The following is a 16,630-nucleotide window of genomic DNA, read 5'->3' on the forward strand; positions in this document are numbered from 1 at the left end:
ATTGAGCAATGAACATGTTGTCGGAAGCAGCAGTTGAAAAGGCGCTGGACAAGAAAATGAATGAAGTTTCATACAAGATGATCGGCAAGGACGTTTCGGTTTATTACGGCGAAAAGCGCGCGCTTTACGACGTGAACCTCAATGTCCGCGAAAATACGGTGACGGCGCTGATCGGCCCGTCCGGTTGCGGCAAGTCCACTTTCCTGCGTACCCTCAACCGTATGAACGATACGATCGACGGTTGCCGTGTCACCGGCAAGATCACGCTCGACACCGACGATATCTACGATCAGGCGATCGATGTCGTGGAGTTGCGCGCCCGTGTCGGTATGGTGTTCCAGAAGCCGAACCCCTTCCCGAAATCGATCTACGAAAACATTTCCTACGGTCCGCGTATTCACGGTCTCGCCCGTAACAAGGCGGACATGGACCAGATCGTCGAGCAGAGCCTGCAGAAGGCCGGTCTCTGGAACGAGGTGAAGGATCGTCTGCACGAATCCGGCACCGGCCTTTCCGGCGGCCAGCAGCAGCGCCTGTGCATTGCTCGTGCGGTTGCCGTCAGCCCCGAGGTTATCCTGATGGACGAACCCTGCTCGGCGCTCGATCCGATCGCGACCGCCAAGGTCGAGGAACTGATCCACGAGCTGCGCACCAATTATACGATCGTTATCGTCACCCACTCCATGCAGCAGGCGGCGCGCGTTTCCCAGCGCACGGCGATGTTCCATCTTGGCCACCTCGTCGAGGAAAACGAGACCGACAAGATGTTCACCAATCCGGATGACCAGCGCACGCAGGATTACATCATGGGCCGCTTCGGCTGATCCCCGGCCGGCGCTTTATCGAAACCGAACAAGACTGGTGCCTCTGCCTTACGCTGCTGTGTATGTGCATGAAGGCCAAGCCGGAGGACTAGACCGTGACACAGACAACGACCCATTCGCATATTCTGTCCGCCTATGACGACGAATTGAAGTTCCTGACGCGCCGTATCGCCGAAATGGGCGGTCTGGCCGAGCAGATGTGCGCCGACGCCGTGCGTGCGCTCGTCAATTCCGATGCGGCCCTGGCGCAGAAAGTCATTTCCGATGACACGATCCTCGATCATTCCGAGCGCGAGATCGGCGACAAGGCCATCGTCACCATCGCCAGACGTCAGCCGATGGCGGCCGATCTTCGCGAAATCATCGGTACGCTGCGTATCGCGGCAGACCTCGAGCGCGTCGGCGATCTCGGCAAGAACACCGCCAAGCGCGTGATTGCAGTGGCCGGAACCGGCGTGCCGCGCAAGCTCGCCCGCGGCATCGAGCATCTTTCGGAACTGGCGCTGGTCCAGCTCAAGGAAGTGCTTGACGTCTATTCCACCCGTTCCGCCGAGAAGGCCAATGCCATCCGCGAGCGTGACGAGGAAATCGACGCCATGTATACGTCGCTTTTCCGCGAACTCCTGACATACATGATGGAAGATCCGCGCAATATCACCACCTGCACGCATCTTCTGTTCTGCGCCAAGAACATCGAGCGTATCGGCGACCATGCCACCAACATCGCCGAGACGATCTATTACATGACCACCGGCAGCCAGCCGGAGGGCGAGCGTCCGAAGGACGACAGTTCCAACACGCTCGGTTCGGTGACCGAGTAACAGACAAGCAGAAGCTTGCGGAGTTCAGCATATGGTGCCCAAGATTGCAGTTGTGGAAGATGAGGAAGCGTTGAGCGTCCTGCTTCGTTACAATCTCGAGGCTGAGGGATATGACGTCGATACGATACCCCGGGGCGACGAGGCGGAGATCAGGTTGCAGGAGCGTATTCCTGATCTTCTGATCCTGGATTGGATGTTGCCCGGCGTCTCCGGTATCGAACTGTGCCGACGGCTGAGAATGCGGCCGGAAACCGAGCGTCTGCCGATCATCATGCTGACGGCGCGTGGCGAGGAAAGCGAGAGGGTTCGCGGTCTCGCCACCGGCGCCGATGACTACGTCGTCAAGCCGTTCTCGACTCCGGAGCTGATGGCCCGCGTCAAGGCCATGCTGCGCCGCGCCCGTCCCGAGGTTCTCTCGTCGGTGCTGAAATGCGGTGATATCGAACTCGATCGCGAGACCCATCGCGTCCACCGCAAAAGCCGTGAAGTGCGCCTTGGACCGACGGAATTCCGCCTGCTCGAATTTCTGATGACATCGCCGGGCCGGGTATTTTCCCGCTCGCAACTCCTGGATGGCGTCTGGGGCCACGATATCTATGTTGATGAGCGCACCGTCGATGTGCATGTCGGCCGCCTGCGCAAGGCGCTGAATTTTTCGCATATGCAGGATGTCATCCGCACCGTGCGCGGCGCAGGATATTCGATGGAGGCCTGAGCGAAGCTCGGTCTGTGTATCTTATTCCGATTGACATTGAACACGACAATCAAAAATGGCCCGAAGCCGCATATGGTTTCAGGCCCTTTTTATGTCCGGTTTCCCAAGCGTCCGGTCGGTCTTCCGGTGGGGCAGAAGATCGGCGACGTGCTGCGATCCGGGTCATCGCGCGGCCCGAAGACAGGAGGGAAGTTTCTGCGGCATGTGCCGGTGCGCTTCTGCGAAAAACCGAAACGGCAGTCGGCCAGGCACAAAAAACGGGCCACAAGGCCCGTTATATTTGATGGCGAATGTGCATCCTGACCATCAGGCCTTACGGCGTTCGCTCACAGGCTGATAGGCAAGTTTCGCATGGAACTTGCAATAGGGCGAGGATTCCAGTGCCTCGCAACCGCAGAAATGGAAATCGTCCTTCAAGGGATCGCCGACCGGCCATTTGCAGGTGCGCTCCGTCAATTCCGTCAGGGTCAGGCGACGGGAAATCGGGGTGACGACGTTTCTGGACGGAGCATAATCGAGAACCTCTGCGGTTTCGATGTCGATCTGTTCGTGAAGAGCCGTTGCCGCGTTGGAACGATTGAGGGCACGTGCCGGCGCTGCGCTGACGCGGGCCGCGAAATTGGTCGCGCGCGGTGCGGGCGCGGCAGTGCGTTTCGGCGCGGAGCGCGCCGAGGTGACCGGGCCGCCGGCCTTGACGCGTCCCGGCAGATTGAGACGGTGGACCTTGCCGATCACGGCATTGCGGCTGACGCCACCCAGCTGCGCTGCTATCTGGCTGGCGCTAAGCCCCTCGGACCACAATTTCTTGAGCTTTTCGACCCGTTCGTCTGTCCAGTTCATGCCGCTTCTCCGCTTGTCGCGTATATTTCGGCAGAATCCCTCTCCGTCTCGCGGGCGTGCCGTGAGCGTGGTTTCCGCCGGATTTTTGGTGACTAGTTCCGCCGCAATGCAGTCTAGTAATTAGCGATTAACCTAGTGCCAGCCCGACTCCGTGGCAAGAGTCGCGGGAATCATCTGGAATCGATTTTCCGGTTTTCCCCAACTTGCTGGCGAGTTGAGTCTGAAAGGCAACACCTTGGGGCTCGGTTGCCGCCGCCTACTAGTGCTTGAGAAGCCCGGGAAACGCGGACTTTTGTTGACATCGGCAAGCGAAGTGACAATAGTGCCCCTGCCGCCGCAAGGCGGCATTTTTGATTTTCAGGCGAGGGATAACCCTTCAAGCCTATTGACAACCGTCTGACAGCGCATCCGCGCAAGGAGTGATACAGCCATGGCCGAAGCCGCCGCGCCATTGTTCGATACATTTGCAAGAGCCCCCCTGCGCTTCGAGCGCGGTGAAGGCGTCTGGCTGTTCACGGAAAGCGGCGAACGATATCTGGATTTTGCAGCCGGTGTCGCGGTCAACTCGCTGGGCCACGCGCATCCGCACCTCGTCGAGGCGATCAAGACCCAGGCCGAGAAGGTCTGGCACGTGTCGAACCTCTATGAAGTGCCCGGGCAGGAAAAACTTGCAAAACGCCTGACGGAAGCGACTTTCGCGGACAAGGTCTTCTTCACCAATTCCGGTGCGGAAGCATTGGAGTGCGCCATCAAGACCGCGCGCCGTTATCATTATTCGAAGGGCCATCCGGAAAAATTCCGCATCATCACCTTCGAAGGCGCCTTCCATGGCCGCACGCTGGCGACGATCGCCGCCGGCGGCCAGCAGAAATATCTGGAAGGCTTCGGCCCCAAGGTCGAAGGTTTCGACCAGGTGCCCTTCGGTGATGTCGATGCGCTGAAGGCCGCCATCACGGCCGAGACGGCCGCACTCCTTATCGAGCCCATTCAGGGTGAGGGCGGCATTCGTGCCCCCGGCAAGGAATTCCTGCAAATTCTTCGGGCATTGTGCGAAGAGCACGGCCTGCTCCTGATTTTTGATGAGGTCCAGACCGGCGTTGGCCGCACGGGCAGGCTGTTTGCCTATGAACAGACCGGCGTCGCGCCCGATATCATGGCGGTCGCCAAGGGTATCGGCGGCGGCTTTCCGCTCGGCGCGTGCCTTGCAACCGCGGATGCCGCTTCGGGCATGACGGCGGGCGTGCATGGCACCACCTATGGCGGCAACCCGCTGGCCATGGCGGTCGGCAATGCCGTGCTCGATGTCGTTCTTTCCGATGGCTTTCTCGAGAAGGTCCGCGATGTCGCACTGGTTTTCCGCCAGGGGCTTGCCTCGCTGAAGGACCGGTATCCGGATGTCATCGAGGAAATCCGCGGCGAAGGCCTGCTGCTGGGCATCAAGGCCAGGGTTCCGGCAGGTGAATTGCTGCAGGCCATGCGCGCCGAACATCTGCTGGGCGTGCCGGCGGGCGACAACGTCATCCGCCTTCTGCCGCCGCTCGTTACCACCGCGGAAGAGGCCCGTGAAGGCCTGGCGCGCGTTGAAGCGGCAGCCGCATCCCTGACCGCAAAACAGGCGAAAATCGCCTGAGGAAACACTAGAGGGCGGGCCTCTCCCGGAGGCTCGCGAGCATGGGACAGTTTGAAATGGCTTCACCTAAACATTTTCTCGACCTGTCGGCCGTTGGCTCGCAGGACCTGCGGGCAATTCTTGACGATGCCCGCGCGCGCAAGGCCGCGACGAAGGCCGGCACCGCGGAGAAGCCGCTTGCCGGCAAGATGCTGGCAATGATCTTCGAAAAGCCGTCCACCCGCACCCGCGTCTCCTTCGATGTCGGAATGCGCCAGCTCGGCGGTGAGACGCTTTTCCTCTCCGGTACGGAGATGCAGCTGGGTCGTGCGGAAACGATCGGCGATACGGCCAAGGTGCTGTCGCGTTATGTGGACGCCATCATGATCCGCACGACGGATCATTCGCGCCTGCTGGAACTTGCCGAACACGCAACCGTGCCGGTCATCAACGCTCTGACGGATGATACCCATCCCTGCCAGATCATGGCGGACATCATGACGTTCGAAGAGCATCGCGGCCCCGTCAAGGGCAAGACCATCGCCTGGACGGGGGATGGCAACAATGTTCTGCATTCCTTCGTCGAAGGATCCGCCCGCTTCGGTTATCGTATGACGATGGCGGTGCCGATGGGGTCTGAGCCCCATGACAAGTTCCTGAACTGGGCGCGCAACAATGGCGGCGAGATCATGTTGTGCCACGATGCCGACAAGGCGGTAGCGGGGGCGGATTGTGTGGTCACCGACACCTGGGTATCGATGAACCAGGAACACAAGGCGCGCGGTCACAACATCTTCCAGCCCTATCAGGTCAATGACGCCCTGATGGCCAAGGCGGAAAAAGACGCGCTTTTCATGCATTGCCTGCCGGCGCATCGCGGTGAAGAAGTGACGGATGCGGTCATTGACGGCCCGCAATCCGTGGTCTTCGATGAGGCGGAAAATCGCCTGCACGCGCAGAAGTCCATCATCGCATGGTGCATGGGCGTCATCTGACGAAAAGCACCCGCGCGGATACTCATCCCACCGGGCGCTTGAACTTGTCTGCGTAGATTACCATCTGTGGGACTTCGAAGCGGCCCGTCGGTTCTGCCGGCGGGTCAGCGCCACGATTTGCACGTTTTTCTCCGGAAGCGGTTTCGCTTCCCGGGTCTCTGTGCGACAAGCAAAAAACCACACTGTAAAAGCCGGACTTTTGGACGGTAGCGGCGCCACGGCTGCGCCAGGGAGTATCACATGGCAGATGTAACGGTTGAACTGGATGATCTCGATTTTGCTGGCGACGACAAGGTTGTGCCCTTTCAGGTCGAAGGTCTGGACGTGCGCGGCCGCGCCGTACAGGTCGGACCGCTGTTGAATGCCATACTCGAGCGGCATGATTATCCTGCGGCGGTCGCCCGTCTGCTGGCAGAAGCGACGGTTCTGACGGCGCTCATCGGCACATCCCTGAAGTTTTCCGGCAAGCTGACCGTTCAGACCAAGGGTGACGGCCCGGTGGACCTGCTGGTGGCGGATTTCTCCGCGCCGGAAAGCATGCGCGCTTACGCCCGTTTCGATGAGGACAGGTTGGCGGCGGCAATCGCAGCCGGCGCGACCTCGCCGGAACAGTTGCTGGGCAGCGGTATTCTGGCTTTCACCATCGATCAGGGCGCCGGCATGCAGCCCTATCAGGGCATTGTGCCGCTCGATGGCTCCTCGCTGGAGGATATTGCCGGCGTCTATTTCCGCCAGTCCGAGCAGCTTCCCACTCGCGTGCGTCTTGGCGTTGCCGAGTTCTTCGACCGCGACGGCGAAGGCAAGCCCCGCCACGGCTGGCGCGCCGGCGGTGTCATCGCCCAGTTCCTGCCGCAGGCGCCCGAGCGGTTGCGCATGCGCGACCTGCATGGTGGCGACGGCGATGAGGGCGGTCATGAGGTACAGGAGGACGATGCCTGGACGGAAGCCGTCACGCTGTTGAACACGGTGGATACCGATGAGCTGACCGATCCGCAGGTGCCGGTGGAACGCCTGCTCTTCAGGCTTTTCCATGAAAGTGGTGTGCGCATCTATGATCCGCAGGCCATTTTCGACCGCTGCAGCTGCTCGCGGGACAAGATCAAGGGCGTACTCTCCGGCTTCACCGCCGAGGAGATCGAGGCGAGCGAAGAAGACGGCGCCATTGCCGTGACCTGCGAGTTCTGCTCCACCACCTATCGCTACGATGTCAGCGAGTTCGAAAACGTCTGAAGGCGAAACCGTGGCATCCGCACGCCGTCATCCCGTCCTTGAGCCGGGATGCGACACAATCGCGTCTCTGGTAGAAAAGACCTATGATGCCGGGCCAGGTCCCGGCTGGCGGGTTCTCAACCGATATCGTTACGCCTGCAATATCGGGGCTTCCATTTCAGTTCAGGACCCGCATCAGGCCGGGTGAATCCAGTGAAAAGGCCGGTATGGTGACGTTGAACACCTCGCCATTGTCCGTTTCCATTTCATAATGGCCGAACATCAGGCCTGACGGCGTGTCCAGCGGGCAGCCTGAGGAATATTCATAGCTGTCACCGGGTTTGAGATGCGGCTGCTCACCCACCACACCCGGCCCGTAGACTTCATCCACCTGGCCGTTCTGATCGGTGATGTGCCAATAGCGATTGACGAGGGTGACGGGAATATCGGAATTGTTCGCGATCACGACCTTGTAGCCCCAGACGTAACGGTCGTCATCCGGGTCGGATTGTTCCTCGAGATAATACGGATCAACCGTGACCTCGATATCCCTTGTCAGAGCACGATACATACGCGCCACACCTCGATATTATGCCTGCCTCCGTATCCTACACTATAGGCTCAGGCTATCGTCAAGAAAATGAATGGCTTGACGGGCAGGAGGCTCCTTCTGTCGCGCCGTTTTCCACCATTAGGGATAACGGTAAAGGTAAATATTGGTTGCGCGCTAAAGGATTTTGTCATCGTCCGGCCGATCGCGCCATGGCCGGCCCCAGGGAAGGCCACGGCGATCATCGAACGAATTTTCAGGCGGAAACCGCCGCCAGGGCCTTCGCCAGATCGTCCAGCAGGTCGTCCGTATCCTCGATGCCGCAGGAAAGGCGCAGGGTGCCGCCGGAAATGCCGAGTTCGGCACGGGCCTCGTCGGAGAGGTTCTTGTGCGTTGTCGTGCCGGGATGGGTGATGAGGCTCTTGGCATCGCCGAGATTGTTGGAAATCTTCACGATCTCCAGCGCATTCTGCAACGCGAAGGCTGCATCCTTGCCGCCCTTCAGCTCGAAAGCCACCAGCGTCGAGCCGCCGGACATCTGCCGCGCGATGATGTCCGCCTGCGGGTGATCGGCGCGGCCGGGATAGATGACCTTGGCGACCTTGCCGTTGCCGGCGAGGAAATCGGCAATTTTCGAGGCGTTGGCCGTCTGCTGCTTCACGCGCAGTGGCAGGGTCTCGATGCCCTTCAGAAGCGTCCAGGCGTTGAAGGGCGACATGGCGGGGCCGGTATGGCGGAAATAGTCCTGCAGCTCTTCTTCGATCCATTTCTTGTCGGAAAGGATGACGCCGCCGAGGCAGCGGCCCTGGCCGTCAATATGCTTGGTTGCCGAATAGACGACGATATGGGCGCCGAGTTCGAGCGGCTTCTGGAAAAGTGGTGTCGCAAACACGTTGTCGACCACCACCTTGGCGCCGATCTGGTTGGCAAGCTTCGCCACGCCGGCGATGTCCACTACCTCGAGTGTCGGATTGGTCGGGCTTTCGAGGAAGAACAGCTTGGTGTTCGGCTGGATCGCCTTTTCCCAGTTGCCGAGATCACGCCCGTCGATGAGCGTGCACTCAATGCCGTATTTCGGCGCAAGCGTCTCGACCACCCAGCGGCAGGAGCCGAAGAGGGCGCGGGCGGCAACGATATGATCGCCGGCGCGCAGCTGGCACATGATGGCGGCGGTGACGGCGGCCATGCCGGAGGCGAGCGCCCGGGCGTCCTCAGCACCTTCCAGCAGGCACATGCGCTTTTCAAACATGTCGTTGGTGGGGCTTGCATAACGGGCGTAGATAAAGCCATCCGTTTCGCCCTTGAAGCGGGCTTCGGCGGCTTCGGAGTTTTCGTAGACGAAACCCTGGGTCAGATAGATCGCTTCCGACGTTTCACCATAGGGTGAGCGCAGCGTGCCACCGTGAACGAGCTGGGTTGCCGGGCGCCATTTATTGCTCATGTGATCACCTTCAAAACAAAAAACCGGTCGCAAAAGCAGACCGGTTCCAAGCACCCGGTCTTTTTAGCCACTTGTTTAACGTGGCTGCAAGCCGACCGGCCAAATCACCACGGGATAAGCTTGCCATACTGCCGTTACCGGCTTGCGTCAATGCTTTCCTTTTGGTTTTGTCGCCGTAAAAAGGAATGATGACGATGACGAGAACCACGGGCATTTTGGCGGACGGCGCAATCAGGGCGCTGTTTGCGGGCGGCAGGCTGAAAAGCGAGGCCGATCTTGATGTTGATCAGGTCCAGCCCGCCAGCCTCGATCTCAGGTTGGGCTCCAGGGCCTATCGCGTGCGCGCCAGCTTCATGCCCGGCCCCGGAACCCGCGTCATCGACAAGCTCAATCGTCTCAGCCTGCATGAGGTTGATCTCAGCCAGGGCGCGGTGCTGGAGACCGGTTGTGTTTATATCGTTCCGCTTATGGAAAGCCTTGACTTGCCGGTGGATATGTCGGCGTCCGCCAACCCCAAAAGCTCGACCGGCCGCCTTGATATCTTCACCCGCGTCATGACCGACAATGCGCAGGAATTCGACAAGATCCCGGCGGGATATAAGGGGCCGCTCTATCTGGAAATCAGCCCGCGCACCTTCCCCATCGTGGTGCGCCGCGGGTCCCGCCTGTCGCAGATCCGTTTCCGCATCGGCCATGCTTTGCTCAATGAAGGCGAGCTTCTGAAGCTGCACGAAACGGAAACGCTGGTCGCCAGCGAAAGTCCGAACGTGACGGGCGGCGGCATCGCGCTTTCGATTGATCTCAAGGGCTTCGGCGAAAACGGGCTGATCGGTTATCGCGGCAAACATCACACGGCCGTGGTGGATGTCGACAGGAAGGCCCAGCACGAGGTTCTCGATTTCTGGGAACCGCTTTATGCGCGTGGTCGCGCGGAACTGATCCTCGATCCGGATGAATTCTATATTCTCGTTTCACGCGAAGCCGTGCATGTGCCCCCACTCTATGCCGCCGAAATGACGCCTTTCGACCCGCTCGTGGGCGAATTTCGGGTACATTACGCCGGCTTCTTCGATCCCGGCTTCGGTCACGCCCAGGCCGGCGGCACCGGCAGCCGCGCCGTACTCGAAGTCCGCAGCCACGAGGTGCCCTTCATCCTCGAACACGGCCAGATCGTCGGCCGCCTGGTCTATGAGCATATGCTGCAGAAACCGGAAGGCCTTTATGGCAGCGGCCTCGGCTCCAACTATCAGGCGCAGGGCCTGAAACTCTCCAAGCATTTCCGCGCGGAATAATGAACCCGCCGGGTGCTTGACACCCGATACGAACTGTCGGATGTCTTGTTCTGCGTGCGGGTGTAGCTCAATGGTAGAGCAGCAGCTTCCCAAGCTGAATACGAGGGTTCGATTCCCTTCACCCGCTCCAGCGACTTTTCCCGGCCATCAACAGTTGCCGTCATGCCCCTCACGCGCGAAAATCAGACGTTCAGATAGGACAAAATGGTTGCGGCGACGTCGGACGAGTCTTGAGATGCTGTTTGCGTCTCGACCGACGTGTTCGCCTGCGTGCTGGTCTCGCTTACGTTTGTGGCAATGGTTTGGGTGGAGCTGTCTGCCGGGTCGTCGCTGTTTAGTGCTGCGACCTGTGCAGTTGTCATGGCGGCGATCTGGCCTGGAGTGAAGGCCGTCACCTGCGATGCCGTCAAGGCGGCGAGTACACTGGTGCTCAGTCCCGAGATTGCCTTCGAACTCAAGCTGATGATTTGTTCGGTGGAAAACCCCGTGAGATCGTCGCGGCCAAATGCGGCTGCCTGCATCGCGGTGAGCGCGCTGACCTGCGATATCGACAAAGCGCCGATTTGTGCGGCATCCATTGCCGCCACCTGACCGTAACTCAGCGAAGCGATCTGGCCTGTCGTCAAGGCGGCGATCTCCGCAGGCGACAGGGATGCGACAAGGGTGGCGGAGAGGCCCCTGATCGCCGTTGAGCTGATCGCGGCGAGTTCCTCGGTCGAGAAGGTGTCCAGCCCCTCCATGGTCAACCCGGCGAGGGCGGCGGAACTCAATGCGGCGATCTGAGCGGTGGAAAATGCCTGGATCTGGTCCTTTCCAAGCGCGCTGATCTGGTCGCTGGTCAATCCGGCGACGCCGGCCGTGCCCAGGGCCGCAACCTCGGCGGACGAAAGTGAGGCGATAAAGTCCGTCGGAAGTCCCTTTATCGCGCTTGAGCCAATCGCAGCGAGCTCTTCCGTCGAGAAGGTTTCCAACATGGTCGCGGACAGGCCCTTGAGCGCATCCGAACTCAATGCCGCTATTTGACGAACGGAGAATGCTTCGATCTGCCCGATGCTCATGGCGCCAGCCTGGGCGCTGCCGAGGCCTGTTATGGCCTTGGCGTCCAGTGCGGCTATCTGGCTTGTTGAAAGCGAGGCGATGTCGGCCGGCCGCAATGCCGCAATCTGCCTGGAGGTGAGGGCGGCAATCTGGCTAGTGGAGAGGACGCCCATTTGACCGCTGTTGAGGGCGGCGACCTGCCCGGTGCTCAGGCCCGCTATCGCCGCGGTGCCAAGCGCGGCGATCTGCGCCGTCGTCAGCGCCGCGACAATCTCGCTCGACAGGCCCGCAATGGCGCTCATGCCGATTGCCGCCAGCTCGGCGGTGGTGAAGGTATTCAGCTTATCGGCGGTGAGAACCGCAATCTGTTTCGAACTGAGTGCGCCGATCTGGGCGCTGGTCAGCGCCGTGACCTGATCGGTGCCGAGGGCTGCGATCTGGTCGGTGGTCAGGCCCGCCACGCCCGCGGCGCTGAGAGCCGCGACCTGCGCCGTGGAAAGCGCGGCGATGTCGCCCGTGCCCAGTGCTGCAATCTGTCTGGAGGTGAGGGCGCCGACCTGCGCATTGCTCAGGACCTCCACTTGGCCGGTGCTGAGCGCATCAATTTGGTCGATGGTCAGGTTCGCTATCGCCGCCGTACCGAGGGCCGCGATCTGAGCCGTCGTCAGCGCAGCAATCACTGCCGCCGACAAGCCGGGGATCGCGTTCAAGCTGATTGCGGCCAGCTCGGCCGTTGTGAAGGTATCCAGGTCATCGGCCCCGAGGGCGGCAATCTGTTTCGAGCTGAGCGCGCCGATCTGGGCGCTGGTCAGCGCGGCGACCTGATCGGTGCCGAGGGCCGCGATCTGATCGGTGGTCAGGCCCACCACCCCAGCCGTGCCGAGCGCGGCGATCTGGATCTCCGAAAGCGAGGCGATGTCTGCCGGCCGCAGCGCCGCAATCTGCCTGGAGGTGAGGACGGCAATCTGGCTACTGGAGAGGACGCCCATTTGACCGCTGTTGAGGGCGGCGACCTGCCCGGTACTTAGGCCCGCTATTGCCGCGGTGCCAAGCGCGGCGATCTGCGCCGTCGTCAGCGCCGCCACAATCTCGCTCGACAGGCCCGCAATGGCGCTCATGCCGATTGCCGCCAGCTCGGCGGTGGTGAAGGTATTCAGCTTATCGGCGGTGAGAACCGCAATCTGTTTCGAACTGAGTGCGCCGATCTGGGTGCTGGTCAGCGCCGTGACCTGATCGGTGCCGAGGGCTGCGATCTGGTCGGTGGTCAGGCCCGCCACGCCCGCGGCGCTGAGAGCCGCGACCTGCGCCGTGGAAAGCGCGGCGATGTCCTCCGCGCGCAGTGCCATAACCTGCCTGGAGGTAAGGGCACGGATTTGGGCATTGGTCAGGCCGCTGACCTGACCGCTGGTGAGGGCGGCGACCTGCCCGGTGCTCAGGCCGCCAATGCCCGCCGTGCTGAGTGCTGCGATCTGCGCTGTTGTCAGCGATGTTATGGTCCCCGTCGATAAACCCGGGATCGCGCTGGAACTGATTGCCGCAATATCCTTGGCCGAGAAGGTGGCAATGTCATCCGCACCCAAGGCCGCTATCTGCTTTGAACTCAAGGCGCCGACCTGGGCGGTGGTCAAAGCCTCCACCTGGGCCGTCGTCAGGGCGGCAATCTGTGCGGTGCTCAGCGCACCGATGCCAAGCGTGTTCAGAGCCGAGATCTGGCCTGCCGTCATGGAGGCGACGGTCTCGGTCGATAGGCCCTGGATCGCATTTGAACTGATCGCGGCAATATCCTTGGTCGAGAATGTCGCGATGTCTTCCGTCCCGAGCACGGCTATCTGCCGTGAGCCGAGGGCGCCGACCTGGGCGGTGGTCAAGGCCGCCACCTGACCCGTCGTCAGGGCGTTGATCTGCGCGGTGCTCAGCGCGGTGATGCTTTGTGTATTCAGGGCGGCAATCTGGGCTGTCGTCAGTGAAGCGATGGTTTCCGCCGACAGTCCGGGAATCGCGCTCGAGCTGATTGCGGCAATGTCCCTGGTTGTGAATCTGGCCAGATCGTCCGTCCCCAGCGCAGCAATCTGGGTGGAGTCGAGATTGAGAATCTGTGCGCTCGTCAGCGCTTCGGCCTGGCTGGTGCTGAATGTTGCAAGCTGCTGACCGCTTAGTCCTGCAATTCCCGCTGCGCTCAGAGAGGCAATCTGGATTTTTGAAAGAGCCGCTATATCGTCGGTGCCGAGGACGGCAATTTGCGCCGAGCCCAAGGTTGCCATTTGCTTGATCGACAGACGCGAAATCTGATCCGTGCTCATCGCGGCGATCTGGGCGGTCGAAAGTCCCGTGATACCGGCGGTGCTTATTGCCGCAATCTGCGGTGCGGCAAGCGATATTATATTATCCGTGCTCATCGCCGAAACCTGCCCCGCACCGAGCGCCGCGATCTGGGCGGTGGTCATGGCCGAGAACTGGCCGACGCTGAGGGCTGCGATCTGATCGGTGGTCAGACCCTTGACGCCCGCCGCACTCAGCGTGGCGATCTGGCCGGTGGACAAGGCTGCAATATTGTTGCCCAAGGCAGCGACTTGCACCGCGCTCAAGGCCTTGAGCTGTGCGGCGGACAGAAGGCCGACCTGATTGCGGTTCAGCGCTTCGATCTGATCGGCCGTCAGCCCTGCGACGGCGCTTGTGCTCAGGGCTTCGATCTGGCCTTTGGTCAGTGCCGCCATAACATCCGTATTCAAGCCCGACACGGCTTTATTCGAGATCGCCGCAATGTCGGCGGTCGAGAATGTTGCCAGATCCTCGATGCTCATGGCCGCGAGCTGCGCCGCACTCAGGGACTTCACCTGTGCCGAGGACAGGGCCTCGACCTGCCCGGTGCTCAGGACTTCGATCTGATCGGCTGTCATTCCGGCGATGGCGCCGGTATTCAGGGAGGCAATCTGGGCGGTTGACAGGGCCTCGATCTGGCCGGCGCTCAGAGCCTGAAACTGCGCTGCGCTGAGGGCGCTCAGCTGTGCAGTCGTCACGGCGGCGATCTGATCGTTGCTCAGCGCGGTGATTGCCTCCGTGCTCAGGCGGAGCAGCGCCTTGCTGGTAATCGCCGCGACGTCGGCGGTGGAGAAGGTTGCTATGTCCTCGGCGCCAAGGATGGCGAGTTGCGCTGCGCTCAGCGCCATCACCTGGGCCGGTGAGAGGGCTTCGACCTGGCTCGTGCTGAACGCCGCCACCTGTGTTGTTTTGAGGGCGGCAATCTGAGCCGTCGTCAGGGCGGCGATCTGGTCTGTGCTCATGACTTCGATCTGACCGCTCGTCAGGCCTGCAATCGCGACGGTGTTGAGGGCGGCGGTCTGGCCTGGGGTAAATCCTGCGACCGCTTCCGTGCTCAGGCCGGGTATGGCTCTGCCGGTAATCGCGGCGATGTCGGCAAGGGAGAAGGTTGCTATATCATCGGTGCCGAGGGCGGCGAGTTGGATGGAGCTCAGGGATGTCACCTGCGCGGGTGACAGGGCTTCGACCTGGCTGGTGGTCAATGCCGCGACCTGCGCCGTATTGAGTGCGGCAATCTGGGCCGTCGTCAATGCGGCGACCTGGTCGGTGGTCAGGGATGCGACAATAGCCGCCGTCAAGCCCGGCATGGCTGTGGCGGTGATCGCTGCGATATCGGCGGTCGAAAACGTCGCTATGTCCTCTGTGCTCAGGGCTGCGAGCTGTATCGAATTTAATGCCTTGATCTGTGTGGGTGACAAGGCCTCGACTTGCGCCGTGGACAGTCCCGCGATCGCCCCGGCGCTCAGGCCCGAGATCGCTCTCGCTGCAATTGCCGCAATCTCCGCGGTCGAGAAGGTTGCTATATCCTGCGCGCTCAAGGCAGCCAGTTGCGTCGCTTTGAGCGCACTGATCTGAGACGACGTCAAAGCCTCGGCCTGATCCGTCGTCAGGGCCTGAAGCTGTGTGGTGGTGAGCGCCGAAACCTGGCTCGAACTCAGGCTTTCGATGGCGTATTTGTCAAGAATGCTCAGTTGATCCAGCGTCAGGCCAGTTATGGCGCCTTGTGAAATGGCGCTCAACTGTTGCGAGTTGAGGACTTTGACATCCTCCGTATCCAGTGCCGCGACCTGGGCCGAAGAGAGTGCTTTGATCTGGGCAGTGGAAAGCGACGCGACGTCGTCGGTTGTCCAGGCTGCGATTACCGCTGTCGAAAGATATCTGATCTGATTAATATTCAGGGAAGAAATGGTCGAAGTCATGTCTGAAAAATCCTAAAGGCTAGGTCCAACCTCTCAACAGCCAACAGATCGCTTGTTTGCTCACGCCCTGAAGAGCATCGGTCACGCAAGTCCACCATTTGCAAAGATTAGGTACGCAATCGGGCTTGTCTGAACCTGAAGTTGCCGGGATTCAGCCGGCATCTTCTTGCGATTACTCTTCGAACGCTTCGGGCGACGGCAGCCGGCAGAGGCCGGGCGGGCAGCGAATATTCGATTTAGCTTGACTACGATTAAATTGCACGTAATAGTTGATGCAGTCGTAACATTATGGGGTAGTGTTATGAGTCGCAAACTTCTCTCTGAGTTTCTGGGCACCTTCTGGCTTGTCTTCGGTGGTTGCGGCAGCGCGGTTTTTGCCGCGGCCTTTCCTGAACTTGGCATTGGCTTCCTCGGCGTTGCCCTTGCTTTCGGCCTGACGGTTCTGACCATGGCCTATGCGGTGGGCGGCATTTCCGGCGGCCATTTCAATCCCGCCGTTTCCGTCGGTCTTTCCGTTGCCGGCAAATTTCCTGTCTCGAACCTCCTGCCCTATATCCTGGCGCAGCTTGGTGGGGCGATCGTCGCGGCGGCCGCACTTTATGTCATCGTTACCGGTAAGGCCGGGGCTGACATCGGTGGTTTTGCCGCCAATGGTTATGGCGAACATTCGCCGGGCGGATATTCTCTCCTGTCGGCCCTGCTGATCGAGGTCATCCTGACGGCGTTTTTCCTGATCGTCATTCTGGGGTCGACGCATGGCAGGGTTCCGGCCGGTTTCGCACCGATCGCCATCGGTCTTGCTCTCACCCTTATTCATCTGATTTCCATTCCGGTCACCAACACATCCGTCAACCCGGCCCGCTCGACCGGGCAGGCCTTGTTCGTCGGCGGATGGGCGTTGCAGCAGCTCTGGCTGTTCTGGCTCGCTCCGATCCTCGGCGGTGCGATTGGCGCCGTGGTGTGGAAAATTTTCGGCGAGGAAGAGAAGACCGGCCACGCCGGTTCGGTCCAGCCTGCGCAGACATGAATGGGAGGCTTTGTTTGCCCGAATGGTCGGG

At 60.8% G+C, this 16,630-nt stretch carries 12 protein-coding genes, 1 tRNA gene and 1 riboswitch; of the genes, 9 read left to right on the forward strand and 4 right to left on the reverse strand.

Annotation, left to right across the window (positions count from 1 at the left end; translation table 11 throughout):
* Window positions 1–8: 8 nt before the first annotated feature.
* The 3 genes from pstB (at window position 9) to phoB (ending at window position 2,360) form a co-directional block, all read left to right on the forward strand.
* Window positions 9–824, forward strand: coding sequence for a phosphate ABC transporter ATP-binding protein PstB (gene pstB, locus ACI2KA_RS04295; protein WP_003519986.1), 816 nt, complete (start codon window positions 9–11; stop codon window positions 822–824).
* Window positions 825–919: 95 nt separating this feature from the next.
* On the forward strand, window positions 920–1,645 hold the full coding sequence (gene phoU / locus ACI2KA_RS04300) for a phosphate signaling complex protein PhoU (protein WP_404499529.1): 726 nt from the start codon (window positions 920–922) through the stop codon (window positions 1,643–1,645).
* A 31-nt stretch (window positions 1,646–1,676) separates the two neighbouring features.
* Complete coding sequence (phoB, locus tag ACI2KA_RS04305; protein WP_003493692.1) at window positions 1,677–2,360, forward strand: phosphate regulon transcriptional regulator PhoB; 684 nt, start codon at window positions 1,677–1,679, stop codon at window positions 2,358–2,360.
* A 306-nt stretch (window positions 2,361–2,666) separates the two neighbouring features.
* Here the strand turns inward: phoB and ACI2KA_RS04310 are convergent, their stop codons facing one another.
* A complete protein-coding gene (locus ACI2KA_RS04310; protein ID WP_404499532.1) occupies window positions 2,667–3,200 on the reverse strand; it encodes a GcrA family cell cycle regulator in 534 nt (177 codons plus the stop codon).
* Between the two features lie 430 nt (window positions 3,201–3,630).
* On the opposite strand from ACI2KA_RS04310, the gene ACI2KA_RS04315 reads away from it, so the two are divergent.
* The 3 genes from ACI2KA_RS04315 (at window position 3,631) to ACI2KA_RS04325 (ending at window position 7,034) form a co-directional block, all read left to right on the forward strand.
* Window positions 3,631–4,830, forward strand: coding sequence for an aspartate aminotransferase family protein (locus ACI2KA_RS04315; RefSeq protein WP_404499534.1), 1,200 nt, complete (start codon window positions 3,631–3,633; stop codon window positions 4,828–4,830).
* A gap of 56 nt (window positions 4,831–4,886) precedes the next feature.
* Complete coding sequence (gene argF, locus ACI2KA_RS04320) at window positions 4,887–5,804, forward strand: ornithine carbamoyltransferase (protein ID WP_404499536.1); 918 nt, start codon at window positions 4,887–4,889, stop codon at window positions 5,802–5,804.
* A gap of 240 nt (window positions 5,805–6,044) precedes the next feature.
* Entirely contained in the window at window positions 6,045–7,034 is a 990-nt protein-coding gene (locus ACI2KA_RS04325) for an Hsp33 family molecular chaperone (RefSeq protein WP_404499538.1), read from the forward strand.
* Window positions 7,035–7,191: 157 nt separating this feature from the next.
* Here ACI2KA_RS04325 and apaG read toward each other — a convergent pair whose 3' ends face one another.
* Together apaG and ACI2KA_RS04335 are read right to left on the reverse strand one after the other, a co-directional pair.
* Entirely contained in the window at window positions 7,192–7,584 is a 393-nt protein-coding gene (gene apaG, locus ACI2KA_RS04330; RefSeq protein WP_404499540.1) for a Co2+/Mg2+ efflux protein ApaG, read from the reverse strand.
* 235 nt (window positions 7,585–7,819) lie between these two features.
* On the reverse strand, window positions 7,820–9,004 hold the full coding sequence (locus ACI2KA_RS04335; RefSeq protein ID WP_404499542.1) for an O-succinylhomoserine sulfhydrylase: 1,185 nt from the start codon (window positions 9,002–9,004) through the stop codon (window positions 7,820–7,822).
* 42 nt (window positions 9,005–9,046) lie between these two features.
* Window positions 9,047–9,125, reverse strand: a riboswitch (SAM riboswitch).
* Between the two features lie 73 nt (window positions 9,126–9,198).
* On the opposite strand from ACI2KA_RS04335, the gene ACI2KA_RS04340 reads away from it, so the two are divergent.
* Entirely contained in the window at window positions 9,199–10,296 is a 1,098-nt protein-coding gene (locus ACI2KA_RS04340) for a 2'-deoxycytidine 5'-triphosphate deaminase (RefSeq protein WP_404499544.1), read from the forward strand.
* A gap of 56 nt (window positions 10,297–10,352) precedes the next feature.
* A tRNA-Gly gene (locus ACI2KA_RS04345) sits at window positions 10,353–10,426 on the forward strand.
* A 52-nt stretch (window positions 10,427–10,478) separates the two neighbouring features.
* Here ACI2KA_RS04345 and ACI2KA_RS04350 read toward each other — a convergent pair.
* Window positions 10,479–15,572: a beta strand repeat-containing protein gene (locus ACI2KA_RS04350; protein ID WP_404499546.1), complete on the reverse strand. Its 5,094-nt coding sequence runs from the start codon at window positions 15,570–15,572 to the stop codon at window positions 10,479–10,481.
* A gap of 301 nt (window positions 15,573–15,873) precedes the next feature.
* Here ACI2KA_RS04350 and aqpZ point away from each other — a divergent pair, with 301 nt between their 5' ends.
* Complete coding sequence (gene aqpZ, locus ACI2KA_RS04355; protein WP_404499548.1) at window positions 15,874–16,599, forward strand: aquaporin Z; 726 nt, start codon at window positions 15,874–15,876, stop codon at window positions 16,597–16,599.
* Window positions 16,600–16,630 lie beyond the last annotated feature (31 nt).

This window comes from Agrobacterium sp. NPDC089420 (assembly GCF_044900305.1).
GTDB lineage: Bacteria > Pseudomonadota > Alphaproteobacteria > Rhizobiales > Rhizobiaceae > Agrobacterium.